Origin of the sequence: Rhizobium sp. WW_1 (assembly GCF_003610155.1) — a bacterium.
GTDB classification, from domain to species: Bacteria; Pseudomonadota; Alphaproteobacteria; order Rhizobiales; family Rhizobiaceae; genus Rhizobium; species Rhizobium tropici_A.
The window spans coordinates 993,942-1,009,902 of the sequence record NZ_RAIN01000001.1 but is presented as its reverse complement, the minus strand read 5'-3'; the positions used below and the strand labels follow the sequence as shown (position 1 = coordinate 1,009,902).

Here is a 15,961-nt window from a genome sequence, read left to right as displayed (position 1 = left end):
TCCTCAGTTCGAGGATAGCACCATGGACCAATAAGGCCTGCCATCGGAAGAGGGGGTGGAGGCGAGAGCGACGCCAAGTCCGTCATATTTGCCGAGCATGTTGTGCAAATGCTTCGGCGAATTGATCCATGCCGTTACTGCGGCATTCACATCACGCTGGCCCTCTGCAATATTCTCTGCCGCCGGCAGCTTGACGCCGCTGGCCTTTACGCGCTTGCCGAAATCGTCGCCTAGGCCGATCAGGTGTTCCATCTTGCCGGCGTCAGCCATGCGCCGCGCCTGATAGATGGCGGCGGCGCTCGCCGCCGCGTCGATCTTCAACGGTGGCAAGCCATTCTTCGCCCGCAGCGCATTGACAAGCGGCAGTGCGGAGGCGGTCTGGTCGCTGGCCGGGGTGCTGGAAACATGGGTCGGTGGCGTGGCGCAGCTTGCAACCGTTGCTGTGAGCGCGAGGGCGGTGAGGCGCAACGCATCGCGGCGCGTGAAGGTCAGTGTCTGGGATGTCATGTCAGCTGCGGTAATTGAACAAACGAAGTATGATGAAGATGGGAATGACGATGGATGCGCCGAGCAGCACGTAATCGCCGAATTCGCCGAGTGCCGCGAAACCGCTATGCCAGAGGTCGAGCAGGAAGCGGCGGACGCCATAGAGGAAATCGAGCGGCCGCCAGCCGAAGAACTTCATCACGAAGCCGACGACGAGCGACACGATGACGAGCTTCACCAGCGTTCGGCCCGGCGAGTCGCCAAGGAATCTGTTCACCTGATCGGACATACTGACGTCTCCATAGTGGCAGTCGGTCGGTGCTGAGATAGGGCCGGGACCCGCGACTCGCAAGCACTTTCGCCCGGCTTACACTCTAAACCAGCCTCTGCCTGAAATAGGACTTGAGTTTTTTTATGGCCGCGTTCAAAGGCGAGCGTCAAACAGGATGAAACCCATGCTGCCGAGCCAGCTTTCCTCCGGCGATGTCATCGCCGACCGCCGCGCCGATTATGCGAAGATGCTTGCCGAAGGTGGCGAGCCGGCGAGCGCCGCCGAGCTCATGGAACAGGCGCTGGAGCTGGTGCCGCGCTGGGCGGCGGGCTGGTTCACGCTCGCGACCTATCGCGAAAAGGCCGGCGATGCGCCAGGCGCGATCGCGGCGTTGAACGAGGTCATGACGCTCGATGAAGGCGATGTCTTCGGCGCCCGCCTGAAGCTTGCGGTTCTCGGCGGCTCGGAAGTGCCCGACCGGCCGCCGAGCCTTTATGTCGAGCGACTGTTCGATGACTATGCCGACCGCTTTGAGACTTCGTTGGTCGAAAAGCTCGGCTATACCGTGCCCGGCAAGCTCGCCGCGTTGATTGCCGAAACGGCCGGTATCCCGAACCATTTCCGCCTTGCCGTCGATCTCGGCTGCGGCACTGGCCTGCTCGGGTCGGAAATCCGCGCCAGTGTCGATCGGTTGCAGGGTTATGACCTGTCGAAGGGCATGCTCGCCAAGGCGGCGGAGAAGCATGTCTACGATCATCTCGGCCAGGCCGACCTGTCGCTGCAGCCGGAGCTGTCGGGTGTTTTCGATGCAGGGCTTGAGCCGGGTCGGGCGGATCTGGTGACTGCCGCCGACGTGTTGATGTATCTCGGCAATCTGCAGGGCGTGATGGCGATCGTCCAAGAGCTTGCCGCCGATGACGCCGTCTTCGCCTTTTCGGTCGAGGATGCGCAGGAGGCGGACGGCTATGTGCTGCGCGATTCCCTGCGCTTTGCGCATTCGGAAGCCTATGTCAGGGACATTTTGGCCGATCACGGCTTTACCGTGCTGGAACTCGTCCGCAGCGTCATTCGCATGGATGGCGGAAAACCGGTTCACGGCATTCTGTTCATTGCGAGTAAATCGGCCCGATGATTTCGAATCTTGCGAATTTCAAATAGGTCAGTATTGCTTACGTATTTTCGCTTGATTGTCGCCTGTGCTTTCAGCAAAAAGCCCGGAAACCCAGGGGAAAGCACATGGCGAACGCAAAGAGCGCATTTGGCGTCTGGAATACATCGGCAACCCGGCATTCGTGGATTGAGGACGTTCAGGGCATCCTGACCGGCAGCCTTATTTCGTCGCTCGGGCTGTTTTGCCTTTCGAGCGCCGGCCTTCTAACCGGCAGCACGGCCGGCATCGCTTTCTTGTTGCATTACGCATTCGGCGTGAACTTTGGCCTGGCCTTCTTCGTGGTCAATCTGCCGTTCTTCTATCTCTCGCTGAAGCAACTGGGCCCGGCCTTCACCGTCAAGACCTTCATCGCCATCACGCTGACGTCGCTGCTGACCAATCTGCAGCCGCTGCTCTTCGATATCGCGCATATCAATGCGCTGTGGTCGGGAATCCTTGGTGGCATCCTGCTCGGCTTCGGGCTGCTCGCGCTCTATCGTCACCGCGCCAGCCTTGGCGGCGTCGGCATTCTGGGGATTTATGTGCAGGAGCGTTTCGGCATCAGGGCCGGGCTGGTGCAGCTTGCGATCGATCTCTGCGTGCTTGCCGTCGCCTTCGCGGTTACCACGCCGCCTGTCGTCATCTGCTCGGTGATCGGAGCTATCGCGCTCAATCTCTTCGTCGCGATCAATCATCGCTCCGATCGCTACATCGCCCTCTAATCGGGCTTGCAATCTGCAGCCAGGTTACTGCTTGCGGCTGGGATCGGTCTCGACGATCGCGTCTTCATGGTACCAGCTGTCAAAGGCAGCCGTGGCGATGCTCGGGCCGATATCCGGGTTGAGGTTCACCTTCGGACGCTGGCTTGCCGCCGTCGGGCGGGCCGCGACCGGAAACTGATAGATCTTTGCCGTCACATGCCGAGCACTGGTTGCCATTCGCCGTCTCTCCCCTTTTGGTTTTCAAGCAGGCGCGCTTGAAGAGACAACTCATATATAGCAAAGCCGAACGCGAATATCATCATTCCGCTCAAAAAAAATGCTAAATGATGAAATTATGTGCAATATGGCAGCGACGGGGTTGATGCCGCTTCTTTGGCCTGCCGTCTTTCCAATCCATGTTTAGGGTCGCGAGCCTGCGACATCTTGGCAACTCGGTCGGAATAGCGCTGGCGATTTGAAAAAGAATCCAGTGGTTCACACCCGGAAATCCCGTTGGAATACAGCAGAATCATAAAAATTCACTTTGCTAGCCAGATGTCGATGCGATCTGGCACGGCAAATGCATCTCTCTAGGCAGCCGTTCGTAGTGAGGAATTTTCCGGCGGGCGCGCCGGGCAAGTTTTTCCTGCTCTGCCTGATTAACAGTTATGAGGTGCGTAATGACGAAGTTTAAGCTCGAGTACATCTGGCTCGACGGATATACCCCAGTACCGAACCTGCGCGGTAAAACGCAGATCAAGGAATTCGACGCATTTCCGACGCTCGATCAGCTTCCGCTTTGGGGCTTCGACGGTTCGTCGACGATGCAGGCCGAAGGCCGCAGCTCTGATTGCGTGCTGAAGCCCGTCGCCATCTATCCGGACCCGGCCCGTACGAACGGCGCTCTCGTCATGTGCGAAGTCATGATGCCTGACGGCGTCACCCCGCATGAATCCAACAGCCGCGCGACCATCCTCGACGATGAAGACGCATGGTTCGGCTTCGAGCAGGAATACTTCTTCTACAAGGACGGCCGTCCGCTCGGCTTCCCGGAATCCGGCTACCCGGCTCCGCAGGGCCCGTACTACACCGGCGTCGGCTACAAGAACGTCGGCGATGTCGCTCGCGAAATCGTTGAAGAGCATCTCGACCTTTGCCTCGAAGCAGGCATCAACCACGAAGGTATCAATGCCGAAGTGGCCAAGGGTCAGTGGGAATTCCAGATTTTCGGCAAGGGCTCCAAGAAGGCCGCCGACCAGATCTGGATGGCGCGCTACCTGCTGCTGCGCCTGTGCGAAAAGTACGGCATCGACATCGAGTTCCACTGCAAGCCGCTCGGCGACACCGACTGGAACGGCTCGGGCATGCACTGCAACTTCTCGACCAAGTTCATGCGCGAAGTCGGCGGCAAGGCCTATTTCGAAGCGCTGATGGCTCAGTTCGACAAGAACCTGCACGAGCACATTGCGGTCTATGGCCCGGACAACCACATGCGCCTGACCGGCAAGCATGAAACGGCTCCGTGGAACAAGTTCAGCTACGGCGTTGCCGACCGCGGCGCTTCGATCCGCGTTCCGCACTCGTTCGTCAAGAACGATTACAAGGGCTACCTCGAAGATCGTCGTCCGAACTCCCAGGGCTGCCCCTACCAGATCGCTTCCCAGGTACTGAAGACCATCTCGGAAGTTCCGACGGCTGGCTTCGCTTCCGAAGCTGCCTGAGTCCTGTAAGACTGACACAAACAGAAAGCGCGGGATTTCGGTCCCGCGCTTTCTGCGTTTCGAGAGCTTGCTTCAAGCAGCCTTGCTGGCAGCGTCGATCGGATGCTGCGAACGGAAGCCGACGGCGAGACGGTTCCAGACGTTGATCGTGGCAATCGCGACCGTGATCTTGACGATCTCTTCCTCGGTGAAATGTTCCCGCAGCGGCTCGTAGTCGGAATCCGGTATGCCGGTCTGGGCGATCTTCGTCACTGAGTCGACCCAACGAAGCAGGGCGCGCTCGCGATCGTCATAGACGGGCGATTCCCACCAGACGCACATCAGGTTTATCCACTGCTCGCTCAAACCGTCGTGGCGGGCTTCCTTCACGTGCATGTCGACGCAATAGGCGCAGCCGTTGATCTGCGAGGCGCGAAGCTTGATGAGGTGAATGAAGCGGCGCTCGAGCCCGCAGGTCTGGACGAAGTTTTCCAGGGCGGATACGGCCTTGTAGGAGTCCGGCGAGGCCTTGGCGAAGTTGAAGCGGGGGTGCATGGTCTTCTCCTTGGGTTAAACTGTTCTGGAAATTCAGCTTTTTGTCTTGCGTTCATGCAATTCGAGAAAGGCGCAGCCCCTCGCGGCTATGCCGCCATCCGTGTCCGACTGCGTGAGATCGGTCAGCACGTCGGCGATTGTCGTCTTTGCCAGCTCGGCCCGGTAGACGCGCTCGGCCGCTAGCATCGCGGCATTGATGCCGCAGGGCTTGGCGAAGTAGCGTCCTTCCAGCGGGTTCGGGCCGCGCCGGCGGATCTCCGTGCAACGGAACGCGGGCGCGGGGCCTTCCGCCGCCAGCACGATATCGAGCAGGGTAATCTTTTCCGGCTTGCGCGCCAGTCGATACCCGCCCTTCGGTCCGGGCACGGTGTCGAGAATCCCCGCGCCCGAAAGCGCCTGCAGATGCTTCAGGAGATAACTGACCGAGACGCCGTGAAATTCGGCAAGCGCCGCTGCAGAGAGCACGCCGCCGTCCGACAATCCCGCCAGCATGCCAACGCAATGGATGGATTGTTCGACGCCTTCGCCGAGCTTCATCGGTTCGTTCCCTTAAATCGTGGATGTTTTTTATCTACGATTATATGCCGTGTCAAGCTGGAGATTCGAATGGAGTTATTGTTCAGCGGATGAGCACGAAAATAATCATGTATGGCTGTCGCCAACCAAAGGACTTTGTCATCCTCGGGCTTGACCCGAGGATCCATGCTCAAGCCCCAAGGTGTTGGATAATAGTGCCAGGCAACGGCACATACCCATCGCAGTTTACCGAGTGATTTGGATATCGATCGGAAGCGCCTGTGTCTGGATCCACGGGTCAAGCCCGAGGATGACGGTGCGTGCGGAGACCACAGATATATAGGCCTTAGCGGAGGAGTGTTCGGCTTGTCCTGGCACGTCGACAATCACCCCCGCTTCTCATCCGCAACTTATCCATTACATTTAGATCCGTGGACCAGATCGACGCCGACCGCCCCCTTGCCTTGCCGGCTCCCTTCATCCGTTGGTTTGCGGAAAAGGGCTGGCAGCCGCGCGCGCATCAGCTGGAGCTGTTGGCCCGCGCCGAGGCGGGCGAAAGCACGCTGCTGATTGCGCCGACCGGCGCGGGCAAGACGCTCGCCGGCTTCCTGCCGTCGCTGACCGATCTCACCCGGCGCGGCAAGATCCCGCCTGGTTCGGCTTTCACAGGCATTCATACGCTCTACATCTCGCCGCTGAAGGCACTTGCCGTCGATATCGAGCGCAACCTGATGAAGCCCGTCTCGGAGATGGGCCTGCCCGTATCGGTCGAGAACCGCACCGGTGATACGCCGAGCGGCAAGCGCCAGCGGCAGAAGCTCAATCCGCCGGATATTCTGCTTACGACGCCGGAGCAGGTGGCGCTGCTGCTTGCCAATCGCGAAGCCGAGCGCTTCTTCAAGGATCTGAAATACATCGTCTTCGACGAGCTGCATTCGCTCGTCACATCGAAGCGCGGCCATATGCTGTCGCTCGGCCTTGCCCGCATCCGCAAGCTGGCGCCGCGCGTGCAGACCATCGGCCTTTCGGCGACGGTCGCCGACCCGATGGACCTGCAGAAATGGCTGGTCGCACAGGAGCCGGGGGAGGGGCAGCATGCCGGCCTCGTTATCGTCGAGGGCGGCGCCAAGCCCGATATCTCGATCCTGTCGACGGAAGAGCGCATCCCCTGGTCCGGGCACTCAGCCAAATATGCCATCCCCGATATCTATCGCGAGCTGAAGGCTCATCGCACGACGCTGCTTTTCGTTAATACGCGCTCCCAGGCCGAAATGTTGTTTCAGGAGCTGTGGACGGCGAATGACGACAATCTGCCGATCGCCCTGCATCACGGCTCGCTCGATGTGGGCCAGCGCCGCAAGGTGGAAGCGGCGATGGCGGAAAATCGACTGCGCGCCGTCGTCGCCACATCGACGCTCGATCTCGGCATAGACTGGGGCGATGTCGATCTCGTCATCCATGTCGGCGCGCCGAAGGGTGCGAGCCGCCTTGCCCAGCGTATCGGCCGCGCCAATCACCGCATGGACGAGCCGTCGAAAGCGATCCTGGTGCCGGCCAATCGCTTCGAGGTCATGGAGTGCCAGGCAGCGCTCGACGCCAATTATATCGGCGCGCAGGATACCCCACCGATCGGCGCCGGAGCGCTCGATGTTCTTGCCCAACACATTCTCGGCATGGCCTGCGCCGAACCCTTCGACATGCTCGAACTTTATGACGAGGTGCAGAGCGCGGCCCCCTATGCCGAGCTTTCCTGGGAGACCTTCGAGCGCATCGTCGATTTTGTGGCGACCGGCGGCTATGCGCTTAGGACCTATGAGCGCTATGCCCGCATCCGCAAGACCGCGGATGGGCGGTGGCGCGTCTCCAATCCGCAGGTCGCCCAGCAATATCGCCTGAACCTCGGCACGATCGTCGAAGAGGCAATGCTGAATATCCGCCTGGTGAAGCGCAATGCGCTCGGCTCGCTCGGACGAGGCGGCGCGCCGCTCGGCAAGGTCGAGGAGTATTTCGTCGAGCAGCTTGTGCCCGGCGATACCTTCCTCTTTTCCGGCAAGGTGCTGCGTTTCGAAGGCATCCGCGAGAGCGAATGCCTGGCCTCGCAGGCTTTCTCGCTCGACCCGAAAATCCCGTCCTACGCCGGCGGCAAGTTTCCGCTCTCGACCTATCTCGCCGATCAGGTGCGGGCGATGATTGCCGATCCCGATCGGCGCCATCGGCTGCCGGATCAGGTGCGCGACTGGCTGGAAATTCAAAAGGAGAAGTCGTTGCTGCCGAAGCGCGACGAGTTCCTCATCGAGACCTTTCCACGCGGTAGCCGCGCTTACCTCGTCGCCTATCCATTCGAGGGCAGGCTGGCGCACCAGACGCTCGGCATGCTGCTCACCCGAAGGCTCGAGCGCGCCGGCGCCAAGCCCATGGGCTTCGTCGCGACCGATTATTCGCTCGGCATCTGGGGGCTGGAGGATATGGGGCTGATGATCGCCAACGGCCATCTCAGCCTGTCCGATCTCTTCGATGAGGATATGCTCGGCGACGATCTCGAGGCGTGGCTCGACGAATCCTTCCTGCTGAAGCGGACCTTCCGCAATTGCGCCGTGATTGCCGGCTTGATCGAGCGCCGGCATCCGGGCAAGGAAAAGACCGGCCGGCAGGTGACAGTATCTGCCGATCTGATCTATGACGTGCTGCGCAGTCACGAACCCGACCATATCCTGCTGCAGGCGACGAGGCAGGATGCTGCGACCGGGCTTTTGGATATTGGCAGACTTGCGGATATGCTGAAACGAATCAAGGGCCATATCACCCATCGCGCGCTGGACCATATATCGCCGCTCGCTGTGCCGGTGATGCTGGAAATCGGCAAGGTGCCGGTGCCAGGCGAGGCGCATGATTCCCTGCTTGCGGAAGCGGCCGACGACCTGATCCGCGAGGCGATGAGCTGAACGAACAAGGATGAATTGACGTGATCAACCGGCTGGCGCTGGCACGGAGCTTGAACTGCCAAGACAGCGGCGAATCCACGCCGACTGCGGGCGTCGAGACCGTTGTTCATGGCATTGCGGCCGTCTGCGATCCGTTGGGTGCGCTCTATCTGCCTGAGGCCGGTCTTCTCGTCGTCTCCGACCTGCATCTGGAAAAGGGTGCGGCTTTCGCCCGCCGCGGCATGATGCTGCCGCCCTACGATACCTTGGCGACGCTCACCGTTCTTTCCGCCGTCATCTCCCGGTATGATCCGAAGCTCGTCGTTTCGCTTGGCGACAATTTTCATGATCGCGTCGGTTCGCAGCATCTGCCTGAGGAGTTTCGCAGCCTCATCGTCAATATGGCGCGTGGCCGCGAATGGATTTGGATCAACGGCAATCATGATCCGGATGGCACGGTCGATCTCCCCGGCCATTCGGCCGACGAGATGCATTATGGCGGCTTGACCTTCCGCCACGAACCGAAGGCGGGTCGGCAGGCCGGCGAAATTGCCGGCCATCTGCATCCATCCGCCACCGTCCGGCGTCGGGAAAAATCGGTGCGCCGCCCGTGCTTCGCGACGGATGGCGCCCGTCTGTTGATGCCGGCCTTCGGCGTGATGACCGGCGGTCTCGATCTTCGCCACAAGGCCATGGCCGGCCTCTTCGAGCGGGAAAGCCTGATCGCGCACCTGCTTGGCCGCGACCGCATCTATTCCGTGCGCTTCGGCAATCTCTCGGCCTAAGCCGCCTCAACTGGTTCATAGCGCAGGACCACTGCTCCGGTTTTCAACGGGCTGGAGTCGATCAGCTTCAACGGTCGCTGTTGCGAAGCCGGCTTGAAATGCGGATTGCCCGATCCCAGCACGACGGGAACGAGGCAGATGCGGATCTCGTCTACCAGTCCAGCCTTGAGCAGCACATCCGCCACCTCGGCGCTGCCGAAGACGAATATGGTTTTGCCGGGCTCCTGCTTTAGCTTTTGCACCTCGGCGGCAATGTCGCGGACGACGCGGCTGTTGTTCCACTCGGCCTTTTCGAGCGTGCGTGAGGCGGCAATCTTGGCGATGCCGTTCATGTAAGTGGCGATTTCAGGTGTGTCCGACGCGTTCGGCCAATAGGAGGCCATGCCTTCATAGGTCTTGCGGCCGAAGATCAGCAGATCGCCCTCGCTGCCAAGCTCCGTCGCATAGCGCTCCAGCTCGTCGCCCCAGGCGAGCATGTGAAAATCGAGATCCCAGGGCTTCGTTCCCTCGAAGTAGCCGTCGAGCGTCATCAGATTCCAGATCACGAGCTTCCTCATCACGTCCTCCATTGCGATAACCGTATTGAAAGTAAAACTGGTTGCTAAAAGCAAGCAGTTGAAAGCTAGTCACACTGATGGCAAAATGCAAGCAGTTTTTGGAGATCCCTATGGACGCACTGCATCGTTCCGGCTGCCCGATCAATCTGACGCTGGAAATCCTCGGCGATCGCTGGAGCCTGATCATCATCAGGGACATCATGTTCGGCAATCGCCGGCATTTCCGCGAGCTGTTGCAGAATTCGGAGGAGGGGATCGCGTCCAATATTCTCGCCGACCGACTGAAGCGGCTGGTGGAGCGCGGCCTGCTGACCCGTGCGGATGACCCCACCCACAAGCAGAAGGCCGTCTACAGCCTGACGGAAATGGCGATCGACCTTGTGCCGCTCTTCGCCCATATGGGCGCCTGGGGCCGCAAGCATCTGCCGGTATCCGAGGAGCTGTCGATCCGGGCGGAGCTTCTGGAAAATGGCGGCCCGACGCTCTGGGCGGATTTCATGGACGAGCTGCGCGCCCAACATCTCGGCAAGGCGTTGCCGCCGGGCACGCCTTCAGTCCTCCGCCGGTTGACCGACGCCTATCTGGAGGTCGTCGGTCGCAGGAAAAGCGGCTGATCAGTTTTTCCGGAACATCAAGCTCGCACCCCATCCGGTCACGAGAGCCAGCAATACGGAAAACACGCCATAGGTGATCGGCTGCTGGTGCGCCGCATCCGTGATCATCTGCTCGATGCCGGTCTTGATGACGCGCAGCGGCAGAGCCTTTTCGCCGATGAACTTGCCGCTCTTGAACAGATAGGCGCGAACGGTGTGGACGCCGTTCGGCACATCGGCGGGAATTCTGAGCGTTGCCTTGAAAAGCGAGGAGCTGACGAAGCGCACGCCGGCCGGATCGCTTTCATAAAGGCCGCCGGCGGTCTGCAGGCGACGGAAGGCCTGCCGGAATTCCGGCACATCGGCGATATTGCCGACGAAGCCGACCGGAGCGAGGGGAATATGGTCGATCCCTATGCCGCGGTCGCTGAGTTCCAGCGGCGCGGTGATATTGTCGACGGCGCGCGTGCTCGATAGCGAATAGGCTTCGGGCACGTGCTCGAAGGTCATCGAGCGGGTGTTGACCCAGATGCCGAAGACGCGCTCCTTCTTGCGCACCGTCGCATTCTCGCGCGGGCCTTCCAGCACGACGACGATGTCATACTGGCCGATCGCCAGAAGCAGTTGGTCGGTGTTGGACAGAGCGCCGAAAATCGTCAGATCCGCGCCGGTAAAGTCGGAGGTGATGGCGATCTCGCTGGTCGATGTCCCGATCTCCATCGTCTCGCGAGCCGTGGTCGAGGTGGTCGGTTGGTCGAGCAGCACCTGCGCGTTGGCGACGAGCGGCGCAAGCAGCAGCGAGGCGGCGAGGAGCAGTCCGAACCTTCTCATCGGCTCACTCCTTCCATGACGACGGAATAGACGTCAGCCGGCGTGACGACGAGAGTGATCGCCAGGCGAAGCCCGACGGCAAGGACGAGGAGGCCGAGGAGTGCGCGCAATTGTTCGCCGCGCAGCTTCTGGCCGACGCGCACGCCATATTGCGCGCCGACGACGCCAGCCACCATCAGCAGGAAGGCGAGGATGATATCGACGGAGTAATTGGTGGCGGCCTGGACGATGGTCGTGAAGGCCGTCACGAAAATGACCTGGAACAGCGAGGTGCCGACGACGACATTCGTCGGAACGCGCAGGAGATAGATCATGGCGGGCACGAGGATGAAGCCGCCGCCGATACCCATCGGCGTCAGCATGCCGACGAAGAAGCCAAGGCCGATCACCGGAATGGCGCTGAGATAGAGCTTGGATTTCTTGAACCGCAGCTTCAGCGGCAGCCGCTGCACCCAGTTGTGATGGCGCAACTTGCCGCTCGCCGGCGGCAGCTTGCCGGCCGCTCGGCGCATGGCGCGCACGCTTTCCCACAGCATCAGCGATCCCACGGTGCCGAGCAGCAGCACGTAGATCAGCGAGATGATCAGGTCGATCTGGCCGAGCCGGCGCAGCAGCACGAACAACCAGAGCCCGAATGTCGCGCCCGCCAAGCCGCCGGCAAGCAGGATCGTCCCCAGTTTCAGGTCGAGCGAGCCGCGCCGGAAGTGGGTAAGCGCCCCCGATACGGAGGAAGCGACGACCTGGTTCGAGCCGGTGGCGACGGCAACGACGGGCGGGATGTTGTAGAAGATCAGCAGCGGCGTGATGAGGAAGCCGCCGCCGACGCCGAACATGCCGGAGAGAAACCCTACGGCTGCCCCCATGCCGAGAATAATGAAAATATTCACCGACAGTTCTGCGATCGGCAGATAGATCGTCACGCCTTGTTCCCATTTGCAGGCTGTGCGGCACGATGGCCGGAGCCCATTTTCCCCTTAAACGGCGGATTCTAATCTGAAATCATTGCCAGAGCCTTAGGAAAGGCGCCGTTGCCTCAGTTTTCGAATGGCCGGCTTTACCTTAACCCGGCTTTTTCCGCTTTTCTGTGACGTTATCCAAGGATCGGCCGGCAGTAGAGGGGATGGGGCGGCGAGCCTCCCAAACAAAAATGCCGGCGTTGTCGCGCCGGCATTTGGATGGCGTTCGCAGGCAGTATTGGCCTTACTTGTTGCGGGCGAGCAGTTCCTTGACGACCTGATCGGTGACCCGACCGTCCGCCGGCAGGCCGACCGATTTCTGGAAGCTCTTCAGGGCAGCCACCGTCTTGTCGCCCATCGCGCCATCGGGCGTGCCGGCATCGAAGCCGTTCTTGTTGAGGATGGCCTGGATGTTGCGGATGGCTTTTTTCATGTCAATGGAGGCTGTGTTGACACCCTTGCCGGTCGTCCATTCGTCCGGGATGTCGGTGCCGTTGGTCTTCGGATCGGCCTGTTGGGCTTTCCACAGATCGACCTTGGCGCGCGCGCCTTCCAGATCAGCCGGCTTCATGGCGTTGGCGACTTCGTCACGCTTCTGGGCAGCGTCCTTGTCGCCGCTTTTTGCGGCGATCGCGAACCATTTGTAGGATTCCTGCAGGTCCTGCTTCACGCCATTGCCGCGCGCATAGAGGATTGCGAGGTTGAACTGGCTGTCGGAGACCCCGAGATCGGCGGCGCGGCTGAACCAGCTTGCGGCGCTATCGTAATCCTGCGATCCGGCCGTGCCCGAAGCGTAGAGGACGGCGAGGTTGTGCATGGCGCTGGCGTTGCCCTGGTTGGCGGCCTGCTCGTAATATTGCTTGGCCTTGGCGAGATCGTGATCGACGCCGTTGCCCTTCTCGTACATGCTGGCAAGGCGATATTGCGCCGGGGCATAGCCCTTGTCGGCCGAAAGCTGGTACCAGGCGGCAGCCTGCTTCATGTCGGCGGGAACGCCGCGGCCATCCGTATAGCGCGCGCCGATTTCGAAGAGCGCGACGGGATCGGCGGTTTTGGCGGCTGCGACGAGGGATGGCGGCTGGATGCCATCGGGCACCGTGATTTCCGTTGCAGCCGGTGCGGCGACTGGAGCTGCAGTGGCTGGCTTGTCTGTCTGGACGAAGGCCGCCGTCTGCTGCGCGGGTGCGGTGCCGCCCGCCGGGGTCAGGGTTTCGGTTGCGGCCGGATTGCCGCCAAGCGGAGCTGCAGCCGTCAGGTGATCACTGACAGGCGCGGCGGCGGGATCGGCGGACGCGGCTGCAGGCTGGACTTCGGCTGGTTGTGTTGCCGAGGCTGCCGGTGCTGCGGCCTGGCTTGCCACAGCCTGCTGATCGGTTACGGCCGGCTTCGCATTGGCGGCGACTGTATTGCTCGCGGCGCTGTCCGAGGGGGCGACCGTGGTCGATACTTCGGCCGGTGGCGGTGCCTTCTGGCCGCGTGTCAGCGTGTTCGCCAGCGGGAAGGCCATGACGGCGAGCATGACGGCGCCTATGGCGAGCAGGATCGGCCGGCGGAAGCGTGAAAACACGCCGCCTTGCTTTGTATCCTTCTTGGAAGCCGGAGCCGAGCGCTGCGTCTGGTCGACTTCCATGGCGGCAGCCTGCGCTGCACGGCGGGCGGCTGCGATGTAATCGGCCCGCTCGTTCTCGGTCGGCTGGCGGGCGTTTCCGCTACGCGAGGTGTTCTGGCTGGCCCGCACACGCTCGAGGATCTTCTTGATGTCAGGCGCGCCTGAGCCCGGCTCCAGCAGTTCGTTGGCCTCTTCGCCGGGCACCACGTCGGCAGGATCGATCGATGGGGCCGGTTCGATCACCGGGCGATCCGGCGGAAAGATCGGCTCGGCTTTTTCGGGCGTGAAGAAACGCTTGCCGAGGCTCGCAAACAGGCTGGTCTTGCCGCTCTTCTTGGCGGCGGCCTTGATTTCGGCCTTGGTGTTGGCGTCGATCGCCTGTGCGACCGCGACTTCGGCGGAAACCGGGGCTTCGGCGGGCGCGACCGTGCGGATGATCGGGCCGGCCTTCTGCTGCGCGGCCATCGGCGGCTTCAGGGCCGGCAGTTCCTCGTCAGCGAAGACATCACTTTCGAAGGGGGCAGCGGGCATGGCGGGCGCCGGCCTGCGATGCTCCATGTGGTCGAGCCGGTCCGCGATCTGCAGCAGCGTGTCGTGCAGCGCCTCGAAGGTGCGATGTGTGCGCTCATCGCTGGCGCGGCTGAGGTCTTCCAGATGGCGAAGGTCATCGGCAAGCGCTGTCAGCGCGGCCATGTCGGCGGCCTGCGCGCCATGGCCCATCCCGCCTTCGCGCGAATAGGCCTCGACGACGGTTTCCGCCGCATGGCGGGCCGCTTCGATGATGTATTCGTCATTGGTCGCCATATAGTCTTCGATGGCGCTCATCCGGCGGTCGAAGTCCGGAGGCAGATGATCGGCGACGGCCCGAGGCTCGTTCGTCAACAGCGTCGAGAGATGAGCGATCTGCTCTTCGAGATTGCGCAGCGCCTGCGTGTCCGTGGGCGGAGCGGCGGTGCTCGCTTCCAGCCGCGCCGCGATATCCGACAGGCGTCCTTCCAGTCGGCGCACCATGCTATCGTCGATGCCTGCTGCCTGGGCGGGCGGATGGAAATCCATCTCGTCGATGCGGCGGGCGAGGTAATCCAGGCGGTCCGCCATCACATTGCCGACCGAGCCATGCTCCAGTGCATCGATCTTATGGGAGATGTCGGCGAGATAGGTGACGAGTTCCGGTTGCGGAGCGGCCTTCTGCGAGCGCTCCATCAGATGCGAGAGCTGGTCGAGACGTTCCTCAAGACGGGCAACGGCCTTGGCGCTGCCGAGTTCGTCGATGCGCATGGCGAGCGCTTCGAGCCGTCCGGAGAGATCGTCGGCCGGCTGACGTCGTGCCGCATCGCGGCTCATCACGTCGATCTGGTCGGCAAGGCCGCTCAAACGGCCTTCCAGCCGCTGCATCGCCTGATCCTGCGGCTGCATCATCGAGCCGAGGCTCTCCATCGCGGTCGCGATCGTCAGCAGCTTGGTTTCCAGCGCGTGCACGGCCGGGCTGTCGTTCATGCCGCCGAGATGCTGCTTGATGTCATCGAGCCGGTAGGCGAGCGAGACAAGTTCGTCCTGCAGGCCGCTCGTGTCGATGGCCCTGACCTGGCGCTCGACGTGGTGCAGGGATTCCTCGCGGGCAAGGCCGTCCATCAGCGAGCGCAGCTCGTCGAATTCGGTCTTGAGACCAGCGGTTTCCGGCTGGCCGGCGAGCTGGTTGATGCTGTCGGCAAGCCGGGCCATGTCCTGGCGGACGTCGGCGACGAAATGCTTGTCCTCGGCGTTCTCGCGGATATCGCGGATTTCTGCGCGCAGCGCGGTGACCTCGCGGGTGACGCTTTCGGCGATATCGCGCTTCAGATCCTGGCGAAGATTGACGAGCGCCTGAGCGATGTCGACCGGTGCCTCGGCGGCAGCGGCGCGCGCCGGCTGGCGCTGGGGGTAGCTGTCGATTGGGCGCCGCGCCGGTTGCGGCTCGGCATGTGCGATTTCCTCGCGCCGGGCGTGCAGCCGTTCGCGGTTTGCTTCAAGCGCGCGCTGGCGCTGGCGGATTTCGGCAAGTGGATCGGGGCGGGGATCGATGTCCTGGCGCTCGCTGCGCAGCGGGCGTTCATAGGCGCGGCTGGCGGGCTGTTCGCGCTCGGGACGCGGCGGCATCCGCTCCGGTGCGGCACGTTCAGGTGCGGGCGCATAGCTGGCACCGACGCGCTGGCGTGTATCGCGCGCGGCGGCGGTGCCCATCAGCCCCTCGATGCGCGCCTCCAGCCCCTCGATCGTGCGGCTCAGAGCATCCAGCGACGTCCAGTCGCCCGTGCCGGTAGGATTTGATCGCGATCCGCTCATATCTTTTG

The 15,961-nt window shown here is 62.0% G+C and carries 15 protein-coding genes; 6 read left to right on the top strand and 9 right to left on the bottom strand.

Translation table 11 applies throughout. The features are described 5' to 3' along the window. Positions 1-3 precede the first annotated feature (3 nt). Both BJ928_RS04760 and BJ928_RS04755 read right to left on the bottom strand, forming a co-directional pair. Entirely contained in the window at positions 4-507 is a 504-nt protein-coding gene (locus BJ928_RS04760) for a CAP domain-containing protein (protein ID WP_047628165.1), read from the bottom strand. A gap of 1 nt (position 508) precedes the next feature. Beyond that, positions 509-775 (bottom strand): DUF6460 domain-containing protein, encoded by a 267-nt coding sequence (locus BJ928_RS04755; RefSeq protein ID WP_047628163.1) that lies wholly within the window; start codon positions 773-775, stop codon positions 509-511. 166 nt (positions 776-941) lie between these two features. On the opposite strand from BJ928_RS04755, the gene BJ928_RS04750 reads away from it, so the two are divergent. Continuing rightward, complete coding sequence (locus tag BJ928_RS04750; RefSeq protein ID WP_047628162.1) at positions 942-1,889, top strand: methyltransferase; 948 nt, start codon at positions 942-944, stop codon at positions 1,887-1,889. 104 nt (positions 1,890-1,993) lie between these two features. Next, a complete protein-coding gene (locus tag BJ928_RS04745) occupies positions 1,994-2,629 on the top strand; it encodes a YitT family protein (RefSeq protein WP_047628161.1) in 636 nt (211 codons plus the stop codon). A 24-nt stretch (positions 2,630-2,653) separates the two neighbouring features. On the opposite strand, the gene BJ928_RS04740 is transcribed toward BJ928_RS04745, so the two are convergent. Further along, positions 2,654-2,845 (bottom strand): DUF2735 domain-containing protein, encoded by a 192-nt coding sequence (locus tag BJ928_RS04740; RefSeq protein ID WP_047628159.1) that lies wholly within the window; start codon positions 2,843-2,845, stop codon positions 2,654-2,656. A gap of 443 nt (positions 2,846-3,288) precedes the next feature. Between BJ928_RS04740 and BJ928_RS04735 the strand changes: the two genes are divergently transcribed. Then, entirely contained in the window at positions 3,289-4,329 is a 1,041-nt protein-coding gene (locus BJ928_RS04735; RefSeq protein WP_047628158.1) for a glutamine synthetase beta-grasp domain-containing protein, read from the top strand. 72 nt (positions 4,330-4,401) lie between these two features. On the opposite strand, the gene BJ928_RS04730 is transcribed toward BJ928_RS04735, so the two are convergent. Then, entirely contained in the window at positions 4,402-4,863 is a 462-nt protein-coding gene (locus BJ928_RS04730; protein WP_047628157.1) for a carboxymuconolactone decarboxylase family protein, read from the bottom strand. Positions 4,864-4,896: 33 nt separating this feature from the next. Then, a complete protein-coding gene (locus BJ928_RS04725; protein ID WP_047628156.1) occupies positions 4,897-5,400 on the bottom strand; it encodes an Rrf2 family transcriptional regulator in 504 nt (167 codons plus the stop codon). 410 nt (positions 5,401-5,810) lie between these two features. On the opposite strand from BJ928_RS04725, the gene BJ928_RS04720 reads away from it, so the two are divergent. Both BJ928_RS04720 and pdeM read left to right on the top strand, forming a co-directional pair. Further along, on the top strand, positions 5,811-8,321 hold the full coding sequence (locus tag BJ928_RS04720; protein ID WP_047628155.1) for a ligase-associated DNA damage response DEXH box helicase: 2,511 nt from the start codon (positions 5,811-5,813) through the stop codon (positions 8,319-8,321). Positions 8,322-8,341: 20 nt separating this feature from the next. Then, the gene (pdeM, locus tag BJ928_RS04715) at positions 8,342-9,085 is read left to right on the top strand and encodes a ligase-associated DNA damage response endonuclease PdeM (protein ID WP_183079362.1); all 744 of its coding nucleotides are present in this window, start codon (positions 8,342-8,344) and stop codon (positions 9,083-9,085) included. On the opposite strand, the gene BJ928_RS04710 is transcribed toward pdeM, so the two are convergent. After that, positions 9,082-9,642 carry a dihydrofolate reductase family protein gene (locus tag BJ928_RS04710; RefSeq protein ID WP_047628154.1) on the bottom strand — a complete coding sequence of 187 codons (561 nt, stop codon included), beginning with the start codon at positions 9,640-9,642 and terminating at the stop codon, positions 9,082-9,084. The two genes, pdeM and BJ928_RS04710, sit on opposite strands and share 4 nt — an antisense overlap. Before the next feature lie 110 nt (positions 9,643-9,752). On the opposite strand from BJ928_RS04710, the gene BJ928_RS04705 reads away from it, so the two are divergent. Beyond that, on the top strand, positions 9,753-10,256 hold the full coding sequence (locus tag BJ928_RS04705; protein WP_047628153.1) for a helix-turn-helix domain-containing protein: 504 nt from the start codon (positions 9,753-9,755) through the stop codon (positions 10,254-10,256). Here the strand turns inward: BJ928_RS04705 and BJ928_RS04700 are convergent, their stop codons facing one another. The 3 genes from BJ928_RS04700 to BJ928_RS04690 form a co-directional block, all read right to left on the bottom strand. Further along, positions 10,257-11,066: a TIGR02186 family protein gene (locus BJ928_RS04700; RefSeq protein WP_047628152.1), complete on the bottom strand. Its 810-nt coding sequence runs from the start codon at positions 11,064-11,066 to the stop codon at positions 10,257-10,259. It lies immediately after the preceding gene. Further along, on the bottom strand, positions 11,063-11,986 hold the full coding sequence (locus BJ928_RS04695; RefSeq protein ID WP_047628151.1) for a sulfite exporter TauE/SafE family protein: 924 nt from the start codon (positions 11,984-11,986) through the stop codon (positions 11,063-11,065). Before BJ928_RS04695 ends, BJ928_RS04700 begins: the two co-directional genes overlap by 4 nt. A gap of 280 nt (positions 11,987-12,266) precedes the next feature. After that, positions 12,267-15,953 (bottom strand): peptidoglycan-binding protein, encoded by a 3,687-nt coding sequence (locus BJ928_RS04690; protein WP_047628150.1) that lies wholly within the window; start codon positions 15,951-15,953, stop codon positions 12,267-12,269. Positions 15,954-15,961: the final 8 nt, after the last annotated feature.